The sequence below is a fragment of the Mycobacterium sp. Dal123C01 genome (assembly GCF_052566995.1).
Window position 1 is genome coordinate 4,399,685 of record NZ_CP199580.1, and the last position, 21,215, is coordinate 4,420,899.

22 protein-coding genes are annotated in these 21,215 nt (G+C 63.9%); 12 read left to right on the plus strand and 10 right to left on the minus strand.

The window, feature by feature from the left end; translation table 11 throughout:
* Positions 1 to 47: 47 nt before the first annotated feature.
* Complete coding sequence (locus tag ACTXG5_RS20665) at positions 48 to 869, minus strand: rhomboid-like protein (protein WP_445160563.1); 822 nt, start codon at positions 867 to 869, stop codon at positions 48 to 50.
* 57 nt (positions 870 to 926) lie between these two features.
* Positions 927 to 1,835 (minus strand): adenylate/guanylate cyclase domain-containing protein, encoded by a 909-nt coding sequence (locus tag ACTXG5_RS20670; protein WP_445160564.1) that lies wholly within the window; start codon positions 1,833 to 1,835, stop codon positions 927 to 929.
* A gap of 204 nt (positions 1,836 to 2,039) precedes the next feature.
* On the opposite strand from ACTXG5_RS20670, the gene ACTXG5_RS20675 reads away from it, so the two are divergent.
* Positions 2,040 to 3,059, plus strand: coding sequence for an oxygenase MpaB family protein (locus ACTXG5_RS20675; protein WP_445160565.1), 1,020 nt, complete (start codon positions 2,040 to 2,042; stop codon positions 3,057 to 3,059).
* 6 nt (positions 3,060 to 3,065) lie between these two features.
* On the opposite strand, the gene ACTXG5_RS20680 is transcribed toward ACTXG5_RS20675, so the two are convergent.
* The 4 genes from ACTXG5_RS20680 to infC form a co-directional block, all read right to left on the minus strand.
* Positions 3,066 to 3,857 (minus strand): TrmH family RNA methyltransferase, encoded by a 792-nt coding sequence (locus ACTXG5_RS20680; protein ID WP_445160566.1) that lies wholly within the window; start codon positions 3,855 to 3,857, stop codon positions 3,066 to 3,068.
* Between the two features lie 5 nt (positions 3,858 to 3,862).
* Entirely contained in the window at positions 3,863 to 4,252 is a 390-nt protein-coding gene (gene rplT / locus ACTXG5_RS20685; protein WP_445160567.1) for a 50S ribosomal protein L20, read from the minus strand.
* Between the two features lie 90 nt (positions 4,253 to 4,342).
* On the minus strand, positions 4,343 to 4,537 hold the full coding sequence (rpmI, locus tag ACTXG5_RS20690; RefSeq protein WP_445160568.1) for a 50S ribosomal protein L35: 195 nt from the start codon (positions 4,535 to 4,537) through the stop codon (positions 4,343 to 4,345).
* 41 nt (positions 4,538 to 4,578) lie between these two features.
* Positions 4,579 to 5,187, minus strand: a complete 609-nt coding sequence (gene infC / locus ACTXG5_RS20695; RefSeq protein WP_445164523.1) for a translation initiation factor IF-3 — start codon at positions 5,185 to 5,187, stop codon at positions 4,579 to 4,581.
* Between the two features lie 445 nt (positions 5,188 to 5,632).
* Here infC and lysX point away from each other — a divergent pair, with 445 nt between their 5' ends.
* The 7 genes from lysX to ACTXG5_RS20730 all read left to right on the plus strand — a co-directional run bounded on the left by lysX (position 5,633) and on the right by ACTXG5_RS20730 (position 14,474).
* Complete coding sequence (lysX, locus tag ACTXG5_RS20700) at positions 5,633 to 8,980, plus strand: bifunctional lysylphosphatidylglycerol synthetase/lysine--tRNA ligase LysX (protein ID WP_445160569.1); 3,348 nt, start codon at positions 5,633 to 5,635, stop codon at positions 8,978 to 8,980.
* Between the two features lie 77 nt (positions 8,981 to 9,057).
* Positions 9,058 to 10,548: an alpha/beta hydrolase gene (locus ACTXG5_RS20705; RefSeq protein WP_445160570.1), complete on the plus strand. Its 1,491-nt coding sequence runs from the start codon at positions 9,058 to 9,060 to the stop codon at positions 10,546 to 10,548.
* A 6-nt stretch (positions 10,549 to 10,554) separates the two neighbouring features.
* A complete protein-coding gene (locus tag ACTXG5_RS20710) occupies positions 10,555 to 10,992 on the plus strand; it encodes a DUF6653 family protein (RefSeq protein WP_445160571.1) in 438 nt (145 codons plus the stop codon).
* Positions 10,993 to 11,002: 10 nt separating this feature from the next.
* Positions 11,003 to 11,251, plus strand: a complete 249-nt coding sequence (locus ACTXG5_RS20715) for a hypothetical protein (protein ID WP_445160572.1) — start codon at positions 11,003 to 11,005, stop codon at positions 11,249 to 11,251.
* 29 nt (positions 11,252 to 11,280) lie between these two features.
* Complete coding sequence (locus ACTXG5_RS20720; protein WP_445160573.1) at positions 11,281 to 12,981, plus strand: serine/threonine-protein kinase PknH/PknJ; 1,701 nt, start codon at positions 11,281 to 11,283, stop codon at positions 12,979 to 12,981.
* Positions 12,982 to 13,069: 88 nt separating this feature from the next.
* Positions 13,070 to 13,873, plus strand: coding sequence for a transglutaminase-like domain-containing protein (locus ACTXG5_RS20725; RefSeq protein WP_445160574.1), 804 nt, complete (start codon positions 13,070 to 13,072; stop codon positions 13,871 to 13,873).
* A gap of 121 nt (positions 13,874 to 13,994) precedes the next feature.
* On the plus strand, positions 13,995 to 14,474 hold the full coding sequence (locus tag ACTXG5_RS20730; protein WP_445160575.1) for a DUF5994 family protein: 480 nt from the start codon (positions 13,995 to 13,997) through the stop codon (positions 14,472 to 14,474).
* Positions 14,475 to 14,532: 58 nt separating this feature from the next.
* On the opposite strand, the gene ACTXG5_RS20735 is transcribed toward ACTXG5_RS20730, so the two are convergent.
* Positions 14,533 to 15,123 (minus strand): DUF5994 family protein, encoded by a 591-nt coding sequence (locus ACTXG5_RS20735; RefSeq protein WP_445160576.1) that lies wholly within the window; start codon positions 15,121 to 15,123, stop codon positions 14,533 to 14,535.
* A 494-nt stretch (positions 15,124 to 15,617) separates the two neighbouring features.
* On the opposite strand from ACTXG5_RS20735, the gene ACTXG5_RS20740 reads away from it, so the two are divergent.
* Positions 15,618 to 16,079: a DUF5994 family protein gene (locus tag ACTXG5_RS20740; RefSeq protein ID WP_445160577.1), complete on the plus strand. Its 462-nt coding sequence runs from the start codon at positions 15,618 to 15,620 to the stop codon at positions 16,077 to 16,079.
* A gap of 497 nt (positions 16,080 to 16,576) precedes the next feature.
* A complete protein-coding gene (locus tag ACTXG5_RS20745) occupies positions 16,577 to 16,780 on the plus strand; it encodes a cold-shock protein (protein ID WP_445160578.1) in 204 nt (67 codons plus the stop codon).
* 4 nt (positions 16,781 to 16,784) lie between these two features.
* On the opposite strand, the gene ACTXG5_RS20750 is transcribed toward ACTXG5_RS20745, so the two are convergent.
* Both ACTXG5_RS20750 and ACTXG5_RS20755 read right to left on the minus strand, forming a co-directional pair.
* Positions 16,785 to 18,071: a fatty acid desaturase family protein gene (locus ACTXG5_RS20750; protein ID WP_445160579.1), complete on the minus strand. Its 1,287-nt coding sequence runs from the start codon at positions 18,069 to 18,071 to the stop codon at positions 16,785 to 16,787.
* Positions 18,072 to 18,384: 313 nt separating this feature from the next.
* Positions 18,385 to 18,558, minus strand: coding sequence for a DUF6131 family protein (locus tag ACTXG5_RS20755; RefSeq protein WP_445160580.1), 174 nt, complete (start codon positions 18,556 to 18,558; stop codon positions 18,385 to 18,387).
* Between the two features lie 121 nt (positions 18,559 to 18,679).
* On the opposite strand from ACTXG5_RS20755, the gene ACTXG5_RS20760 reads away from it, so the two are divergent.
* Together ACTXG5_RS20760 and ACTXG5_RS20765 are read left to right on the plus strand one after the other, a co-directional pair.
* Positions 18,680 to 19,555 carry an NYN domain-containing protein gene (locus ACTXG5_RS20760; protein WP_445160581.1) on the plus strand — a complete coding sequence of 292 codons (876 nt, stop codon included), beginning with the start codon at positions 18,680 to 18,682 and terminating at the stop codon, positions 19,553 to 19,555.
* Between the two features lie 146 nt (positions 19,556 to 19,701).
* Positions 19,702 to 19,923: a hypothetical protein gene (locus tag ACTXG5_RS20765; RefSeq protein WP_445160582.1), complete on the plus strand. Its 222-nt coding sequence runs from the start codon at positions 19,702 to 19,704 to the stop codon at positions 19,921 to 19,923.
* A gap of 56 nt (positions 19,924 to 19,979) precedes the next feature.
* On the opposite strand, the gene ACTXG5_RS20770 is transcribed toward ACTXG5_RS20765, so the two are convergent.
* On the minus strand, positions 19,980 to 21,191 hold the full coding sequence (locus ACTXG5_RS20770; protein WP_445160583.1) for a fatty acid desaturase family protein: 1,212 nt from the start codon (positions 21,189 to 21,191) through the stop codon (positions 19,980 to 19,982).
* Positions 21,192 to 21,215: the final 24 nt, after the last annotated feature.

The window sequence follows — 21,215 nt, forward strand, 5'->3', positions numbered from 1 at the left end:
CCGCTCGGTGCGCGTTTGGGTTGCGCGGCGCGGCGGCGGGTGGTCGGTTAGCCGACCAAGACCGGCTGCTGGCCGGTTGGGGCTTCCTCGTTGTTCGCCACCGACTCTGGCAGCGTGGTGCGCGCGTCCCTGAGCTGGACGGTCTTGTAAGCCACAAACGCACCGAGGGCCCCGACGACCGGCGCGGTGGTCATCGTCGCCCAGCCGTGAGCCAGGACCAGGAACCCGAAGCCGGACGACGCCACCAGCATCGCAAGCAGCACCGGCGTCCAGCGGACCGGTTGACGGAACCGGGCGGACACCAGCACGCCCAGGATCACGGCGACGGTGTGCCCGGCATCGGTGAAGTCGCCGCCGATGATCGCCGAGGCCAGGCCCGCCGAGATCCACCAGCCGACCCACGCCGGACGCCACCGCTGGGGTATCGCCGCCGTCATCGCGCCGAGCACCGCGAGCGCGCCATAGCTCATCCCGACGTCGCTGGCCCGGGCAACGGAGATCGGCAGCCAGCCGACCTCAACCGCGGTGGCAAGAGCCGCGGCCACGACCAGCGTCGCGCCGATATGGCCGACCACGAATGCGACCACCAGGCGGATGGTCTGCAGATGCAGCTCCGCAAGAGCCAGCAGGCAGGTCAGGAAGGGCAGCCAGAAGTAGAGCGGACCGGCGTCCACCACCAACGCGCTGCCCAGCAGCGTTCCCACGTGTCCGTGCGCCAAGTTATGCAGGTTGGTGCTCGCGCGCTGGACTATGACGTCATGCGCATGCTGGCCAAGCACCAGGATGGCGCAGCTCACGGCAAGGAGAACCGCTACATACCCCACGGTGAACCGGACCCGGGCAAGCCGGGAAAATATGCCCCCACACATTGAATCCATTATGAAGGCTAAATTGTTTCGGCTTTGTGATGGGAGGCTGTCAACTCCCTAAGAGTATTCCAGGCGATATATCGCTAAGTCCGGCGGGACGCCAGGGGTCTTGGGCGAAAACACGGATTTACGTGCACGTTTAGCGACGACGCCGAACGCGTCCAGCTCGCTCTGCGGGATGAGATCCAGCGCGGAGCTCGAGACCATGATCCCCCCCTTGGTGGCGCGATCCATGACGCGAGCGGCGATATTGACGTCAACACCGAGCCAGTCGGCGGCCAACCGCTGCGGACGGCCGGTGTGGATCCCGACCCGCATTCGCGGCCGATAACCCGCCACTTCCACCGACTTCATCGCCTCGTCGGCGGCCAGCACAGCCCGCACCGCGACCTCCGGATGGCGGAACACCGCCATGATGCCGTCGCCCATCCGTTTGACGATGTGCCCGCCGGCATCGAGCAGCGGCGGCTCGACGGCCCGCGCGACCTGGCGGAGCAGGGTCAGCGCCGCATCGTCACCGGCCTGCAGTGACCACGTCGAAAAGCCAACCAGGTCGGTGAACACCAGCGTCACCTCGGGATTTGCCGGCCGTCGCGACACCGCCTCGGTCAGTGCCTGCCACACCTGCAGCACGCTCAAACTGACCTCGCGCGACGCCGCGTCGCGGTCTCCCAGCAGCCGGTCGGCAGCTCGGGCCGCCGCGCGCGGCCCGCCTTCACCCGCCGTCGAAAGCGGGTCACCGAATTCGGGATCCCCGGGCAACAGCCGTCGCGCCCGCCGGAGGAACGCCACCACGCCCGGGCTGCGATTGGCGGTGTGCCACCACTGTGTCGCGGTGTGTATCGGCCGTCGCCCTGAGGCAGAAGGTGAGTCGGGAGACGCCACCGTCGTCACCGATTCTGAGTCCGTTGCAGAGTCCGTTTCTAGGGGCTCGCTCGGATCCGGATCGCGCGGCGCGAGTTCCACCTGGCAAGGGTAAGTAGTTTCGGGGAAGCCGGGCAATGACGCCCACCCGGTTTGTGTCAGACATCGCATCAAACGTCCAGATCACGAGGCTGCCACACCAGTGTGGAATCTCGGTAACACCTTCGCGTGGCGGACCCCGAAACCGTAGACAACGGACGTTGTCAAAGTTATCGTGAGCGCAGTCAGGAAGTTAGGGAGGTCGCGATGACTGCCATATCGACCACATGCGCCGATCCGCTCGGACCAGATTCCCTCACCTGGAAGTACTTTGGCGATCTGCGCACCGGAATGATGGGTGTCTGGATCGGAGCGATCCAGAACATGTACCCACAGCTCGGCGCGGGCGTCGAGGACCATTCGATCCTGCTGCGCGAGCCGCTGCAGCGGGTGGCCCGGTCGGTGTACCCGATCATGGGCGTGGTCTACGACGGGGATCGTGCGCCCCTGACCGGTAAGCAGATCAAGCACTTCCACGACACCATCAAGGGCACTGACGCCGACGGGCGCCGCTATCACGCGCTGAACCCCGAGACCTTCTACTGGGCGCACGCCACGTTCTTCATGCTCGTCGTCAAGGTGGCCGAGTACTTCTGCGGTGGTTTGACCGAGGCCGAGAAACGCCAGCTGTACGACGAGCACGTGCAGTGGTACCGGATGTACGGGATGAGCATGCGGCCGGTGCCCGAATCGTGGGAGGACTTTCAGGAGTACTGGAATCGGGTCTGCCGCGACGAGCTGGAGATCAACCAGGCGACGCTGGAAATCTTCCGGTTGCGCATTCCCAAGCCGAAGTTCGTCCTGATGCCCACGCCGATCTGGGACCAGATGTTCAAGCCCCTGGTGGCCGGTCAGCGCTGGATCGCGGCCGGGCTATTCGAGCCCGCGGTGCGCGAGAAGGCGGGCATGCGCTGGACGCCGGGCGACGAGATCTTGCTGCGCGTGTTCGGCAAGCTGATCGGGCTGGCGTTCCTGGCGGTTCCTGACGAAATCCGGCTGCACCCACGGGCGCTGGCCGCCTACCGCCGCGCGGAAGGCCGGTCTCCGATCGACGCGCCGCTGGTGGAGGCACCGGAGTTCGTGGCCCCACCCCGCGACCGTCGCGGGCTGCCGATGCATTACTTCCCGCCCCACAAGTCGTTGATCGAGCGCGCCGGGTCGCTGGTGCACACCACCCTCTCGCTGGCCGGGCTGCGCCCCGCCCGGGGCCCCAGAAAAGCGGCGTAACGCCGCCTAAAAGCGCTCGAGCACACCCAGAGCCTGTGCGCTCTGGTAGAGACAGATCGCCGCGGCGGCGGCCACGTTCAGGCTCTCCGCGCCGCCCGACATCGGGATGCGCACGCAACGGTCTGCTTGGTCGGTGATCTCTTCGGGCAAGCCGTGTGATTCGGGCCCGAACAGCCACGCCGTCGGCTTGCCCAGTAACTCGCCGGCCTCGTCCAGGCGCGTCGGGCCGTCGACCGTGGTGGCCAGCGTCTGCAGTCCGGCGGCCTGCACTGCGGTGAGGACAGCCTCGACGTCAGGGGCGGCGACGACCGGGAGCGAGAAGATGCTACCGGCCGACGCGCGCAGGCACTTGCCGTTGTAGGGGTCGACGCTGTGCCCGGCGAGGATCACCGCCGCGGCACCCATGGCGTCGGCGAGGCGGATCAGCGTGCCCGCATTACCCGGCTCGCTGATCTCGACAGCAACCGCGATCAGCCGCGGCGAGCCGGCGAGCACTTCCTGCAGTCCGGCCGCCGGCATTTCGCACACGGCCACCAACCCCGCCGGAGTCACGGTGTCGGACAAGGCTTTTGCCGCACGCTCACTCACCACATGGACCGGGCAGTGCTGATTGGCCAGCAGTGTTGCGTGGCGCTGCGCGGCGAGTTCGGTGACGAAGACATCGCGAACCAGCCCGCGCGCCGACGCGGCCTCGAACAGGTTAAGGCCTTCGGCCAGAAACTGATTCGCCCGCCGTCGCCCGACATGGCGATGCAATTTGACCGCCGCGGCCACCCGGGCCGAGCGCTCGGTGAGCACCGGAGTTAAGCAGCTTCTCCGGAGGGCGCGTTGACGTCCTTGGGCAGTGCCGCCCGGGCGACGTCGACCAGCGCCGTGAACGCCGCCGCATCGGTGATCGCAATGTCGGCAAGGTTTTTACGGTCGACTTCCACACCCGCGGCCTTCAGACCCTGGATCAGCCGGTTGTAGGTGATGTCGTTGGCGCGCGCCGCCGCGTTGATCCGCGAGATCCACAATTTGCGGAACTCGCCCTTGCGCGCCCTGCGGTCGCGGTAGGCGTAGCCCAGCGAATGCAGTTGCTGCTCTTTGGCTTTGCGGTAGAGCCGGGACCGCTGGCCGCGATAGCCTTTCGAGGCCGTCAGGACGCTGCGCCTCTTCTTGTGGGCGTTGACTGCCCGCTTTACGCGTGCCATGGATGTTCCTACTCTCGTTCAGACGTAAATGGTCGGGGTGCCGGTGCCAGGTGTTTGTATGCCTTGGCCCGGCGCTGGGCCTATCGAAGGTCAGCCGTTGAGCATTGACTTGACACGCTTGGTGTCGTTGGCCGCGACCGTGATGCGGCCATCGAGCCGCCGCGTTCGTTTGGTCGACTTGTGCTCGAGCAGGTGCCGGCGATTGGCTTGCTGGCGGACGATCTTTCCGGTCCCGGTGCGCCGGAATCGCTTTGTCGCTCCGCTGTGGGACTTGGCCTTGGGCATGTTTCCTCTAGTTCTCGCTGTTTCGCTGTTTTCGTGTCAGGTCAGTTCGGTGAAGCCGCGGTGTCGCCGGTTTCGTCGATGTCGTGCTCCGGCTCGGCTCCCGCCTCTTCGGGGTGACGCGCTCTGGCGCGGGTCTTCGCGCCGCGGTGCGGTGCCAGCACCATCGTCATGTTGCGGCCGTCCTGCTTTGCGGAGGTTTCGACGAATCCGTATTCGGCGACGTCCCCGCCCAGCCGCTGGAGCAACCGGTAGCCCAGCTCGGGCCGCGACTGCTCACGTCCGCGAAACATGATGGTGACCTTTACCTTCGATCCCGCCTCCAGGAAGCGAATTACGTGGCCTTTCTTGGTCTCGTAATCGTGATCGTCGATCTTGGGTCGCAGCTTTTGTTCTTTGACCACGGTCTGCTGCTGGTTCCGACGGGATTCGCGCGCCTTTTGCGCCGCCTCGTACTTGAACTTGCCGTAATCCATGATCTTGCAGACCGGTGGCCTGGCGTTGGGGGCAACTTCGACGAGGTCGAGATCGGCGTCCGCAGCGACGCGCAACGCGTCTTCGATGCGCACGATGCCTACCTGCTCTCCCCCTGGGCCAATCAATCGGACTTCAGGTACGCGGATGCGCTCGTTGACGCGGGTCTCAGTGCTGATGGGGCCTCCCTTGTTGGGCTTCTGTGGTCTCGTGACGACCGGTGACTGGGCCCATGGGATTCAGAAGGTGGAAACACCACACCATCAGCAAAAAAGCCCTGCATCAGCAGGGCCCAGTGCCGACCGATCACGGCTCGAAACGCATTCAAGCCGCCCGCGCAATGCGCGAAACAAGCACCTCACGGTGCCTGTGACCGGACCGCTGCACCTTGAAATAATTTCGCGGCTAGCGGTGGGAGTGGGACTCCACTTAACTGTCCCAGGCTTAGCCGGGATGGTCGCGGGCGCAAGTCTAGCAGCCATCGGGCGTCTTCCAGCATTTCAGCCAGTGCAGGACCGCCGTCTGGCCCGCGTGATCGCGCGGGCCCCGCGCCGATAACTAGTCTCGACGACTATTGGCGCTTCGTCAGGCATTCCACGGGTTGAAGGAATATCCTCGCGGTCTGTGACACTCGCTTCTCCTGCTTCCAAGCCTCGTTCAGGCAGCCGGTCGAGTTCGCGGTATCGGTGGGTACCGGCGACGACCGGCTGGACTGTCGGCGTCATCGCCAGCCTCTCCCTGCTGGCCAGCGTGTCGCCATTGATCCGGTGGTTGATCAAGGTCCCGCGGGAGTTCATCAACGTCTACCTGTTCAACTTCCCGGATACCAGCATCGCGTGGTCGTTCGTGCTGGCGCTGCTGGCGGCGGCGCTGACCGCCCGCAAACGCATTGCCTGGTGGGTACTGCTCGGCAACATGGTCCTGGCCGCGTTCCTGAATGCCGCCGACATCGCCGCGGGCGACAACACCGCGTCCGAGACGTTCGGCGAGAACCTCGGGTTCGCGGTGCACATCGTCGTGATCGTCCTGCTGGTATTGAGCTATCGGGAGTTCTGGGCCAAGGTCCGACGAGCCGCGTTGCTCAAAGCGGCGGCCGTGCTGGTCGCCGGGGACGTGATCGGAATCCTGTTGTCCTGGGGCCTGGTCGAGCTCTTCCCCGGATCGCTGGCGCGCCAAGACCGGCTGCCGTACGTGGCCAACCGGGTGGTCGGGTTCGCGCTGGCGGATCCCGACCTGTTCACCGGCAAGCCGCACGTGTTGCTCAACGCCATCCTCGGGTTGTTCGGCGCGCTCGCGTTGATCGCCGCCACGATCGTGCTGTTCCAGTCCCAGCGCGCCGACAACGCACTGACCGGCGAGGACGAGTCAGCGATCCGCGGCCTGCTCGAGCTGTACGGCAAGAACGACTCCCTGGGTTACTTCGCCACCCGTCGCGACAAATCGGTGGTGTTCGCAAATAGCGGCCGTGCCGCCATCACCTATCGAGTCGAGGTTGGCGTCTGCCTGGCCAGCGGCGATCCGGTGGGCGACCCCAGGGCATGGTCGCAGGCTGTCGAGGCGTGGTTGGCGCTGTGCAAAACCTACGGTTGGGCGCCCGGAGTGATGGGCGCCAGTTTGCAGGGAGCCCAGGCATATCGTGAGCGCGGCCTCAACGCGCTGGAGCTCGGCGACGAGGCCATCCTGCGGACCGCCGATTACAAGCTGTCCGGCTCCGACATGCGCGGGGTGCGCCAAGCCGTGACGCGGGCCCGCCGAGCCGGGCTGACGGTACGCATCCGGCGGCACCGTGACATCTCCGCAGAGGAGATGACCGACACGATCTCACGCGCCAACTCCTGGCGCGATACCCACTCCGAGCGCGGGTTTTCCATGGCGCTCGGCCGCCTCGGCGATCCGGCCGACGGGGATTGCCTGCTGGTCGAGGCGATCGATCGCGACAACCAGGTCGCAGCGATGCTGTCGCTGGTCCCCTGGGGAAGCACCGGGGCCTCCCTGGATTTGATGCGCCGTTCTCCCCAATCGCCCAACGGCACCAACGAATTCATGGTCAGCGAACTTGCCCTGAACGCGGAAGGGCTTGGTATCACCCGTATTTCGCTGAACTTCGCGATGTTTCGATCCGCATTCGAACAGGGCGCCCAACTCGGGGCCGGTCCGATCGCGCGGTTGTGGCGAGGGTTGTTGCTGTTCTTTTCCCGGTGGTGGCAGCTGGAGACGCTGTATCGCTCGAACATGAAATACCAGCCCGAATGGGTGCCGCGCTACGCCTGCTATGAGGACGCCCGGTTGATCCCCCGGGTGGGCGTCGCTTCGGCCATGGCCGAAGGTTTCCTGGTGTTGCCGTTCAGCCGGCGCGACAAGGTGCACACCGGTCATCACCCCGCCGTGCCACCCAGGTTGGCGGAATCGGGGCTGCTGCACGAAGACGGATCCGCTCCGGACGTCAGCGGGTTGAAGCGCGGCGACGAGGTCGACTCCGAGGAGTACCGGCGCCGCCTGCCCGAGCAGGTGCGAGTACGTCTGACCAAGCTGAGAACGCTGCAGCGCAACGGCATTGACGCCTACCCGGTAGGGTCGCCACCCAGTCACACCATCGCGCAGGCCCTCGACGCCGATGACCAGGACACCGTCTCGGTCGCGGGCCGGATCTTGCGGATACGTGATTTCGGTGGTGTGTTGTTCGCCCAGTTGCGTGACTGGTCGGGCGAAATGCAAGTGCTGCTGGATAATTCGCGCCTGGAGACCGGCCGGACTGCCGATTTCACCGCAGCCATCGATCTGGGCGACCTGGTCGAGATAACCGGGCACATGGGTTTCAGCAAAAACGGCACCCGTTCGCTGATTGTGAGCGACTGGCGGATGGTCGGAAAGTGCCTGCGGCCGCTGCCCAACAAGTGGAAGGGGCTGACCGACCCGGAGGCGCGAGTGCGCAGCCGCTATGTCGACCTGGCGATCAATGCCGAGTCACGCAACCTCGTCACGGCCCGCAGCAGTGTGCTGCGTTCGGTTCGGGAAACGCTGTTCGCCAAGGGGTTCATCGAGGTGGAAACCCCGATCCTGCAGCAGATCCACGGCGGAGCCGCCGCCCGGCCATTCGTCACCCACATCAATTCCTATGACATGGACCTCTTCTTGCGCATCGCGCCCGAGCTCTACCTGAAGCGGTTGTGCGTCGGCGGCGTGGAGCGGGTCTTCGAACTGGGCCGGGCCTTCCGCAACGAAGGCGTCGACTTCAGCCACAACCCCGAGTTCACGCTGCTTGAGGCCTACCAGGCGCACGCCGATTACCGGACGTGGATCGACGGTTGCCGCGAGCTCATTCAGAACGCCGCCGAAGCCGCTAACGGTACGCAGACCGTGCTGCGGCCCCACTCGGACGATGCGCCCAGCAGCGGCGACACCCGTTTCGAACCGGTCGACATCTCCGGTGTGTGGCCGGTGAAGACCGTGCACGAAGCCGTCTCCGAAGTGCTGGGCGAAAACATCAACGCGAACACGTCGTTATCGGCGCTGCGCAAGCTGTCCGACCGCGTCCACATCCCGTACCGGGACCACTGGGATGCCGGGGCGGTGGTGCTGGAGCTGTACGAGCACCTGGTGGAGGACCGGACCGAGGAGCCGACGTTCTACATCGACTTTCCGACGTCGGTCTCACCGTTGACCCGGCCGCACCGCAGTCAACCCGGCGTCGCCGAGCGATGGGATCTGGTGGCGTGGGGTGTCGAGCTGGGCACCGCCTACAGCGAGCTCACCGACCCGGTCGAACAGCGGCGCCGGCTGCTTGCGCAGTCGCTGCTGGCCGCCGGCGGTGACCCCGAGGCGATGGAGCTCGACGAAGACTTCCTGCAAGCCATGGAATACGCGATGCCGCCCACCGGCGGGCTCGGGATGGGTATCGATCGGCTCGTGATGCTCATAACTGGCCGCAGCATCCGCGAGACACTGCCATTTCCGCTGGCCAAACCGCATTAGCCGCGGGTCGCAGAACCCAGCAAACGCACAGGGAACATTGAGCGTTTATGTTCCGGGATGGTTAACAATCGATCACAATGGATCGCGTGACAGCGCCCGCGCCCGATGCCACCGGGCAGTTGTTGGCAAGCAGCCACACCTCGTTGATGCACGGCTGGGTGCCGATTACGGTCCAGGTCGTCACCGCGATGGTGCTGGTGCTTGCCGTCGGCTGGCGATCGCGGCGCTGGCGGACGGTGTGGCTGCCGCTGGCGGCGGTGATCGGCGGTGCCGCGGCGTACGGCACGCACTGGTACATCGTCGACCAGGGTCTGTCGGACGAGCCCGCGCCGGTAGCGCTGTGGCTCTGGATCGCACTGACCGGCCTGGCCGCGGCGGTGCTGTTCCTGGGCTGGCGCGGCGCCCGCGGCTGGCAGCGCAGCGCCGCCCTGGCGTCCGTCCCGCTCTGCCTGCTCAGCGCCACTCTGATGCTCAACCTGTGGGTTGGCTACTTTCCCACCGTGCAGTCCGCGTGGAACCAGGTCACCTCGGGCCCGCTGCCCGATCAGACCGATCAGGCCACCGTTACCGCGATGGCCGCCAAGGGACACCGGCCGCCGCACGGCAGCGTGGTGCCGGTGGTAATCCCCTCGTCCGCCTCGCACTTCAAGCACCGCGGCGAGCTGGTTTACCTGCCGCCCGAATGGTTCACCAGTAGCCCGCCTCCGCCGCTGCCGACGGTGATGATGATCGGCGGGCAGTTCAATACACCCGCGGACTGGACGCGTGCGGGCAATGCGATCAAGACGATCGACGACTTCGCCGCAACCCACAACGGCCAGGCTCCGGTATTGGTGTTCGTGGATTCCGGCGGGGCGTTCAACAACGACACCGAATGCGTCAACGGAATTCGCGGGAATGCCGCCGACCACCTAACCAAAGACGTTGTTCCCTATATGGTTTCGAATTTCGGCGTCAGCCCGAACCGCTCCGGCTGGGGCGTGGCGGGCTGGTCTATGGGCGGCACCTGCGCGGTGGACTTGACCGTCATGCACCCGGAGATGTTCAGCGCGTTCGTCGACGTCGCCGGTGACTTCTTCCCGAACGCCGGCAACAAGGCGCAAACCATCAGCCGGCTGTTCGGCGGAAACGCCGACGCGTGGGCGTCATTCGACCCGAGCACCGTGATCAACCGGCACGGCCAATACCGCGACGTGTCCGGTTGGTTCGCGATCTCTTCAGACGGCCCGCCGGCAGCACGCCGGGACCTCGCGGCCGCGGACACCGCCGCGATGCGGCTCGCGGAGCGTGACGCCGCCGCAAACCCGAACAACCAGACCGCGGCGGCCTACTCGCTCTGTGCGCTTGGCCGCGCCAACGGCATCGACTGCGCGGTGGTCCCCCAGCCGGGTAAACACGACTGGCCCTTCGCCGACAGAGCGTTCGCGGCGGCCCTGCCGTGGCTGGCCGGCCAGCTGGGCACTCCCGGGGTGTCACGGACGTCGTTGCCCGGCGAGTCACCTGCCGACGCGCCTTCGGGCGCGACGGTGGTGGTCCCGGCACAGCGTTCCAACACCGCCACCAGGTAGCCGCGGGTGCTGTCCGTTGCGCGACTCCGGCGTGCGCTATTCGCCCGGCACTGCAATCCGTGGAGCGCATGGACGCGCTGGGCCAGCACGCCCTTGATCCTGGTGCCGGTGTGGACGCGGCGGCGCAGCCACGCGGTGTGGCTCGCGTTGTGGCTTGCGGTCAATCCGTTCGTATTCGGCAAGCCCGCGCAGCAAGGCGCCTGGTCGACTCGGGCGATGCTGGGCGAGGAACTGTGGATCAGCCGTCGCCCCCGCGACGCGGCCACAGTGCTCAGCGGGCTGACATCTGCGGCGGCGGTGGTCGCCGTCGTCGCTGCCCGCCGCCATCGACTGCTGCCCGCGGCGATCGCAACCGCGCTGCAGATGTCGCTCACCCTGATCTATTGGGAGCAAATGGTCCGCTATCTCGAGCGCGACCCGCGCGACCGCGCCATACGGCAGTAGCGTGACGACCATGCCCGACGAACCAGCAACGCCCGGCACCAGCCCACCCGACCCCGGGTACGACAGCGCGGGTGTACCGACCTTCGACTCCGTGCGAGAAAAAATCGAAAGCCGCTACGCGACGTCCCTGGGCGACGCCGAACTCGACGCCGAATCCCCCGAGGGGCGCTCCGTCGCCGAACAATACGAAGAGCGCGAGCGCGCCGCGGCCGAACGGTTGGCCCAGATCCGCGAGTCGATGCGCGCGGACGAGGGTTAGGGCAGTTGGCTTAGCGTCGGGGGACGTCGATGAATGAACCGCGGCCCGGTTCGCGGGCCGGTAGCCGGTTCGGGCCCTACCAGCTGCGCCGGCTGCTGGGGCGCGGCGGGATGGGCGAGGTCTACGAGGCCTACGACACCGTCAAAGACCGTGTGGTGGCACTGAAGCTGGTGTCCGAGCAAGTCAGCTCCGATGACGTCTTTCGCCGACGCTTGCAACGTGAAGCCCAGACCGCAGGCCGGCTGCAAGAACCGCACATCGTGCCCATTCACGATTACGGCGAACTCGACGGCCAACTGTTCATTGACATGCGCCTGATCGAAGGAAAAGACGTGGGCGCCGTGCTCGACCGCACTGGGCCGCTACCGCCAGCCCGCGCGGTCGCCATCGTCGAGCAAGTCGCTTCCGCGCTCGATGCCGCCCACCGCGCCGGCGTCATCCATCGCGACATCAAACCCGAAAACATCCTGCTTACCGAGCGGGACTTCGCCTACCTGGTCGACTTCGGAATCGCCGCTGCCGCCACCGAGCAACGTGTGACCAAAACCGGTGTCGCTGTGGGCAGTTGGAACTACATGGCACCTGAACGGTTCGGCAAGGACGACGCCACCTACCGCGTCGACATCTACGCGCTTGCCTGTCTGCTTTACGAATGCCTCACGGGCACAAAACCTTTCCAGACCGATAGCCTGAGCAGCCTGATGGCCGCACACCTGATGGAGCCAGTCCCGCGGCCCAGTCAACGAAATCCCGCTATCCCGGCGGCATTCGACGAGGTCATCGCCCGCGGGATGGCCAAAGATCCCATCGACCGTTACGCCACCGCAGGCGATCTCGCGCAAGCCGCCCTGCACGCGCTCAGCGCTCCCGACCAACGCCAGGCGACCGACCTGATCCAGCACAGCCAACACGTCCCCCCGCCGAGGTGGGTCGCCGGCCCGCCCGTCCCGCCGTGGATCCCGCCCGCACCACCCAAGCGCAGACTGGGGCTGATCATCGGCGCTCTCGTGGTCGTCGTCGCGGCAGTCGTCGGCACCACGATCGTGTTCGCCGTGCGCAAATCCGACGCCGGGCAGCTCGACAGCGCCGCAAGCACCACCGCGGCCTCGACCACGAGCACGAGCACGAGCACCGCGACCAGTAGCACCACCCCGACAGTGGCTCCCGCCCAACTGGATTCGATCCTGGCTCCGGTGGATCTCATCAATACCATCGTCAACACCACCGGAATCATCGTCGACCACAACAGAACAGAGATGACGGATCCCGGGCCTGGAAACACTGTGTCGGACGACAAGTGCCTCGGAGCCCTCATCGGTTTCCAAACCCAGACCTACAAGAGCAGTGGTTACACCGGGATGCTTGCCCAGCTGCTGAAGAAGCCGCAGAGCAACCCGGGCTACGTCGTGGTACAGGGTGCGGTGATTTTCGCGTCCGCAAAACAGGCCCAGGGATTTGTGACGGCCCAGCTGACTCAATGGCGGACGTGCGCCGGGACCAGCGTCACCCAGGTCAACGACGGGACCACATCCGTATGGACATTCCGGGAGATCAGCGGCAATCCGCCGAACATCGCCCTGCAGCACACGTTGGCCAACAGCCCCGTGGTGTGCCAGCACGTCCTCAGCGCGGTATCCAATGTGGTCCTCGACGTGAACGTCTGCGCACCCGGGACCATCAATCAAGCCAGGCAAATCGCCAACGCAATGGCGACGAAGATCCCCGGCTGATGCGATCAGAATTATTTGCCGGGGTAGCTACTGCTGGCAGGCCGTCGCACGGTTGGCGAATCCGGAAGCACTGGCGCAGTATTGCGCTATGAGACGAGAAGTGGGCGCAGAGCTCGAAGTCGAAATCACCGCGGCCACGACGTTGGAGTTTCAGCTCGCTGTTGCACCGCATCCGCTCACGGAAGTCTTCGAGTCGCTGCGCTTCGTCTTGAACGGACAGCAGATCGAGCCCCTGGAAATCAGTGGTGTGCACGGCAACCGCATCCACAAGTTCGACGCCGGGGTGGGCACACTGAAAGTCGACTACTCGGCGACAATAGTGGGTCAGACCGAACCCGCTCCGGTCACCGAATACGACCAGTCGATGTATCTGCGGCCCAGCCGCTACGCCGAGGCGGATAAGTTCTATGGTTTCGCCGCAACCGAATTCGGTAACGACCATGATTCGGCGACGCTGCTGGAGCACGTGAGCTCGTGGGTGGGTACCCGGCTGAACTATGTGCCGGGCTCCAGCGATCCGATTGACGGGGCCGTGGACACGCTGCTCGCCAGCGAAGGTGTGTGCCGCGACTACGCGCATCTGGTGGTGGCACTGCTTCGTGCGGTGAAGGTCCCGGCCCGCTTGGTGTCGGTCTACGCGCCCGGCTTGTACCCCATGGACTTTCACGCGGTGGCCGAGGCGTTTGTCGAGGGTCAATGGCGGGTAGTCGATGCGACGCTATTGGCGCCGCGGCAATCCCTGGTCCGCGTCGCCACCGGTCGTGACGCCTCCGACACCGCGTTCCTCGACAATCACAAGGGCGCGATCACGCTCAACCAGCTGGTCGTGACGGCGGTCGTTGACGGCGACCTGCCCACGGATTCGATCGACCAATTGGTTTCCATCCGCTGAGAGCGGGGCCTGCGCGTAGTCTGGGTACTGGTCGGCGATATCTCGTACCTGGCTGTTCAAAGCCATCTCGTCGCCGATCGAATATTTTGGCTGGTTTCGCGGTCAGGACGGGAGCGTCGTGATGACGCTGAAAAAAGATCACACCGATGTCGGGTTCCGGCATACCCCACCGATACACACACCGCGCCTGAAGCTGAAGCCCAAGGCGCCTCACAACGGGTACGTCGATGGGGCGTGGTGGCCGCACTCTACGGACCTGACTGCAGAGTTGCCAGATCTGCTGTCGGTACTATCCGTCCGACTCGGGCCGATTGGCCGTGCGATCTATAACGTGAACGAATGGGCAACGCCGCCTGCGAAATTCGCGACCGGAGGGCGAACGGTACGACTCGACGGATACCACCTCCAGCCGATCAACACCGTCGAAGTCATTGGACTTAATCGCAACAAGATTGTCTTGCTCGTGGTTTCCCCACATGCCGATCCAGACCAGGCTCACGCCATCATGATGAGCGCGGCCGGCCCGAGCAATGTCTCGACTGCCGAAAGCCTGCTCACGGTCAGCACGCAAGAATCGGAAAGCCGCAGCCCCAGCAGATAGATTCGTACCGGCTGCCCTCACACAAAATCGCTGGGAATCAACGAAACCCGCTCTGGTCTCATCCCTCGCGAACTGTGGCTGCCGCTCCAACATCAGGTCGCCGTGAGCGAGGATGTATCTCAAACATTCGCTCCCCCTTGGCCGCGCGGATAATGCATTCGGCGGTCAGGAACGCCCGGGAATCACGATGCGCCGCAAGGACGGATAGACCGGCGGACCGGCGCAAAAGCATCACCGCAAGGGCCGTCCCGGTTCGGTACGGAACGATCAGAATCTTCGCCCGCGCATCGTGGCCGCCTATGGTCATTATGTGCGGGCGTATGCCCTGCCACCAGGCCCAATTCAGATCCGGCTGGCGTTGCAACGAAGACCAGTTGACATTGATGTCCATGACGTGGCCTAGACGGCCCTCCAAAATGGAGACCAACTCGGGGAGCTCCCTCGAGATCAGCCCCGTACGGGGCCACCAAGCTCCATCAATATCGTTCCCGAGCCCAGGTGCCAGAGTGAGTCGCACCGGGCTCGCAGGGCGCCGCGACATGGGCGCACCGAGGACGTATGGAGCTGGCTCTACCAAATCTACGATCACGTCTGTCGTCGGATTCTGTTGAGACGCAATGACATCGCTCAACGTATCTGCGCGATTCATGGAGCAGCCCTTCGAAGTTCAAGCGATCGGACCGCGAGTCGGGCCCGACGGAGGAATCGCATTGCCTGTAATCTCGCTCGCGAAATACCGATCGAGGCCAGCGTCGACAACGAAACAGCTCTCCAGCGACGTTACGCCACTAATCTGTGCATGCGGTGTCCGGCTTCCGTCATCGTCGGCTCGGCGAAGCATCACCGTTCGCGATGACGACTACCGGATGATCTCGCCGGCACCTCTGAATTACACTGCACCAGAGGGTTTTCCATCCGCAATATAACGATGCCGGCGCCGGAATCCACTCTCTCGTCAAAGACATTAGGCATCGCCTTTCGGCGATTCGCGCATCGCCTATGTCATCGACGGAGCTATGCTCTTGATGTCGTGGGTTTGTCGAGTACCGCTTCCCTTCGGTAAGCGTCTACGATGGCAAACAATCGGTAGACGGGAACGTCACAGTGGCGCACGTTTTGTCCTCTCCTTCAAACGCAGCTCGATTGACGCTGTGCGAACGCGACGGCACCGAGGCCGCGGTGGACGGCGTTTGGTGGCCGAAAAGCTTGGACCTGAGCCTGGAGCTACCCGATCTGGTAACCGTGTTCAATTTATGGGTTGGCAGTGTGCGCCGAGTCGTTTACGACCCAACCGCGTGGTTGCCCGCCCCGCCGCGAGTTATTCGCCGGAATGAAATGGTCTCACTTGATCCTTATCGGCTGGTTTACAGCGACACCATTTACCTGAAGGGCACCAGGTCTCGCGACGCGGTGTTGTTCGTGTTATCGCCTGCCAGTTCCGGCGAGGAAGCGCAGCGCCTGCTGTGCGAGGTCGCCGCGTCGGCACAACCGATGAATGCCAGCTTGCTACGGGCACTGGTCCGCCAAGGCGCCCCAGATTCTGGACTTACGGCGGAATCGGCCCCCTCCACCGAGTCCGGCCAGGGTTGGCTGCCGGGGCGCTAGGGCAGCTCAGCGTGCTGTCCTTCCCCGAGGAATATTGCGTTCATGGTGCGAACCGTCCCATCGATACCACCGCCGCCGACGAGGCGTATACTCGAAAAACTGGGACCACACTGGCCCCTATCGAAGGGCCGTGATGTCTGATAAATCTCCCCGGCAAACTATGAAGAAGAAATCCGCTAAATCTCTGAAACAGAAGCGTGCCGATCGCCGCACTGAAGTCACGCAGGCCTCCGCGGCCGAGGCGTTATCGCGTACCAAGAAACACTGAATCGATAGTCCGCCGAAATCCAGCCCAAATCGTGTCGGCCAGGATAAATCACCCGCCCTTATATGCACCCCTGACGTGCAGCGTCGCCCTTTGGGTGCGCCCGGGTGCACCCGAGCGTGACAAAAATAATTGGGCGTATAAAGTAATCGAGTCCGCAAGATCTACCATGTTATGGTGGGTTATAGATGCATCCAAAATTGCATCTAGGTGAAAAGAAAGAGAATATAGTATGACACAGGGAACTGTTAAATGGTTTAATAGCGAGAAGGGCTTTGGCTTTATCGCCCCTGATGGCGGTGCAAAGGATGTATTCGTCCACCATTCCGAGATACAAGGCAGCGGCTTTCGTTCCCTCGAGGAGAATCAACGAGTGCAGTTCGAGATCACCCAGGGACCTAAAGGTCCTCAGGCGGTGCAGGTAACCCCCGTCTAGCGGTTCAGCACGAAACCCCCTGGGGCGGAACGGGTATCGTCCCGGGGGTTCGGGCCCCTCGCCGCCATTGGCGGGCTGCTGCGATCGCTGTCTTGAGTCCGCGGCGGCGTCCTGTCACGTGATCGGTCGTGGCGAAACCGGGCTCCAATTCGGCGAACATCTGCTCGCTGCGGGTTTCGGGCGCGTCGTCGGCAGTGTCACGTAGGTACGTGTTCGGCAGCGACAGTTTGGCGATGGTGCGCCACGTCTTGCCGTACTGCATCAGGAAAGAACCTGTGGTGTAAGGCAAGTCGTACTTATCGCACACCGCACGCACCCGCACCGACACCTCATGCAGCCGGTTGCTCGGCAGATCCGGGAACAGGTGATGCTCGATCTGATGGCACAGGTTGCCGCTCATAAACCGCAGCACCGGCCCGCCCTCGAAGTTGGCGCTGCCCAGCATCTGACGCAGATACCACTGGCCTTTCGATTCCCCGATCATGTCGGTCTTGGTGAATTTCTCTGCGCCATCAGGAAAATGCCCACAGAAGATCACCGCATTAGCCCACACGTTGCGGATCACATTGGCCACCGCATTGGCCTTCAATGTCGATGTGTAGGTCGCCCCCGGTGACAGCGAAGTCAGCGCCGGGAACGCGACATAGTCCTTGACGAGCTGCCTGCCGGCCTTGACGGAGAACTCGCGTGCCAGCTTCAGGGTGGCGTCGCGCTCCGGGCCAGCCTTCAAGATCTTTTCGAAATCGACGGTCTGGGTGCCAATCCCCCACTCGAACCCAAGCGCGAGGACTGCATTGAACACCACGTTGCCGATGTTGAAGCGCTGCCAGGGCTGGTCACGGGTGACTCGCAGGATGTGATAGCCGACATCGTCGTCCATGCCCAGGATGTTGGTGTACTTGTGGTGCTGAAAATTGTGGGAAGAAATCCAGTGTTTTGACGCCGCACTCATGTCCCACTCCCACGTCGTGGAGTGAATCTCGGGATCGTTCATCCAGTTCCACTGACCGTGCATGACGTTGTGGCCGATCTCCATATTCTCGATGATCTTGGCCAAACCCAACGTCACCGTTCCCGCCCACCACACAGAGCGTTTTGAGCTACCGGCCAGCAGGAGCCGGCCGGCCACATCCAGGACACGTTGCCCAGCGATCGTCCGACGGATGTAGCGGGCATCGCGCTTGCCCAGCGAATCCTCAATGTCCAGCCGGATCGCGTCCAGCTCGAAAGCCAGGTTCTCGATGTCAGCCTCAGTCAAATGGGCGAAGGCCGGAACATCAGTAATCGCCATGGTTTGCTCCTTTCGTATGGCTCATATGTCCACCGCGGTCGCCAGCGCCGAGCCGCCGAGGGGCGCCTTATCGGCTAGCGAGGCCGCTATCTGGACGGCTTTGATGCGGCAAATGACTGAGCGGCGACTCTCGGGTGTTCTGGGCGGCAGATTCAAGCGTTCCGATATCCGCGCGATTGATCTGTACGCCAGCACTATTCGTTGCATGGGTCAAAAGGACTTGAGGTTGCCGCCTCGCGACGAAAGCGAGGTCTGTTGCAACCGGAGCTGCGGCTGGCCGAACCGGGCGGCCGCGCCTAGAAACTCTGACTCCTTAGTAGTAGCGCCGGCGGCCACTGACCGCATGCCCCGTCCGTCCCATCAACATCAGTGACAGGCCGACGACGAAAAGAATGGCCCCGAGAACCAAGACGACGTAGGCTTGGTGGGAAGTCTCAGCAATTACTACGCTACACGGCGCACCCGGCGCACCCGGTTTGACGCGCAAATACCCTGGGGTCGGCGCCCTTTGATGGCCGTTGACGTGATAGGCCTGCGTGTGGGCTTGATGGGTTGGGTTCCGTAGCGCACGATGACCGGATGGCTACAGTCCAGGCGGCGAACGCACGATGACCGATTCCGCCACCACCCGCGTCGCGGTCTACCTCGACTTCGACAACATCGTGATCTCCCGCTACGACCAGGTGCACGGGCGCAACTCCTTCCAGAAAGACAAGGCCAAGGGGCTCGAGACAGAACGGCTCCAGTTGGCGACCGTCGACGTCGGCGCCATCATCGACTTCGCGTCGTCGTTCGGCACACTTGTGCTCACCCGTGCCTACGCGGACTGGTCCGCCGATGTGAACGCTGCCTATCACGGCCAGCTCGTGGGCCGCGCGGTCGATCTCGTTCAATTGTTTCCGGCTGCTGCGTACGGCAAGAACGGCGCCGATATCCGGCTCGCCGTCGATGCGGTCGAGGACATGTTCCGGTTGCCTGATCTGACCCATGTGGTGATCGTCGGCGGCGATTCCGATTACATCGCCCTGGCTCAGCGGTGCAAGCGCCTCGGCCGCTACGTGGTGGGTATCGGCGTGGCCGGTGCCAGCAGCCGGTCCCTGGCTGCGGCCTGCGACGAGTTTGTCACCTACGATGCGCTGCCCGGGATACCCACTGTCGTAATGCAATCCCCCGAGCCCCAGAAACGTGGCCGGCGCCCGAGCACCGCAGAGTCCGACGACGAGCCGGCGCCGGCCGATCCACAGGCCGCCGCCACCGGGTTGCTCGAACGCGCGCTGCGCATCGGCCAAGACAAGGACGACACCGAGTGGCTGCACAACTCAGCGGTCAAAGCCCAGATGAAACGGATGGACCCGTCGTTCAGCGAGAAGTCCTTGGGCTTCAAGTCGTTCAGCGATTTCCTGCGATCCCACAGCGACCTCGTCGACCTCGACGAGACCAGCACCACGCGTTTGGTGCGGCTGCACGGCGATACGGTGACTTAGTCCGACGATTATTGTGCACCCGCTTAGCTCGGCAGCCTTGAAATCTGTCATTGACCGGTGCCGTTGACCGGAGGATCCTCAAGGCGATCAGGGGACGATCCTCGGATGGTCGACGCAGCCGACCGACCACGAGACCCGGGAGAGCAATGAGTTCGGAACATGTAACGGAACAGGTGCCGCTGTCGGAGATCCGTGAAGGTGACATGCTCCGAAATCCCCAGTCTGGCAACTGGATCAAAATCACGCGCACGAATGCCGCCGAGGACAGCACAGTGGCCGCGCCCTACCGCGTCTACTACGGCGACGGCGGTGAAGAGATCGATTCCCGGTTCGTGACGGGTCTGGTCTATCGCCAGGTGAGGGAGTAATCCCGAACACCAATTAGGTTGTGCTGCCGCGTAATTCTGTTCGGATCTGACGTCGACTATTTGTGGGCGAGTATTGCTGTCGCTAAACCGCGTCGCCCCATGTCGCTACTGCCGACACCGGGAACGGGTGATCGCCGCGCAGGCTTCCGGAACCGGTGCTCGGACGCGGTCTCTGGCGCGTCGTCGGACGTAGCGGTGAGGAACCGGTCCGGCAGCGCGAGTTTGCAAATTGTGCGCGCGGTAAGCATGTACTGACGATGCAACGGGCCGGTCGTGTACGGCAGGTCATAGGTGGCGCACAACGCCCGCACCCGCTCGGCGATCTCCGCGTACCGATTGCTCGGCAGATCGGGGAACATGTGGTGTTCAATTTGATAGCAGAGGTTTCCGCTCATGAACGCCATCACCGTCCCGGCCCGAAAGTTCGCGGTACCCAGCATCTGCCGGAGATACCATTCGGGCTTCGTCTCGCCTTCCAGTACGGACGGGGTGAACTTTTCCGCTCCGTCGGTGAAGTGACCGCAGACGATCACGACGTACGCCCACACATTGCGCAGTCCGTTGGCAACCACGTTGGCCCCCAGGGTGCGCCACCACCGTCGGCGACTCAAGGCGGGAAACAACACATAATCCTTGCCGACCTGCCGAGTGATCTTGCGGATAAGGGCGCTCCGGTGCGCAGCTTTACCGGCGCTCGTCGTCTCGCGCTCCTGCACCGAATACAAGCAGTGCAGTGCGACGCCCCACTCGAATAACAGCGCCAGCAGCCCCGCACGCAACGGCTGCATCAAGGCGCTCGGCTGCCACTCCTCGTCTCGAGTCACCCGCAGGACTCCGAAACCGAGGTCGTCGTCTACGCCGACGACGTTTGCGAAGACGTGGTGCCGGTAGTTGTGCGAGTTCTGCCATTGCGACGACAGACCCGCCATGTCCCACTCCCAGGTAGTGGAATGGATTTCCGGGTCGTTCATCCAATCCCATTGCCCGTGGCTGATGTTATGGCCGAGTTCCATGTTTTCGATGGACTTGGCCGCGGCCAGGGCGGCGGTCCCCACAACCCAGCCGAACTTGCCTCTGCCACCGCCAATCACCAGTCTCGCGATGATCTCGAGGGCTCGGTGAAAAGCGATGGCGCGCTTGATGTATGCGCGATCGGCGGCTCCGCGCGAAGACTCGATATCGCAGCGGATTGCATCCAGCGCGGCCGCGAACTCCTCGAGGTCCCCGTCGGTCAGATGGGCATATTCAGGAACGTCAGTGATGGCCATCGACGCTTAATCCAATTCCCGCGC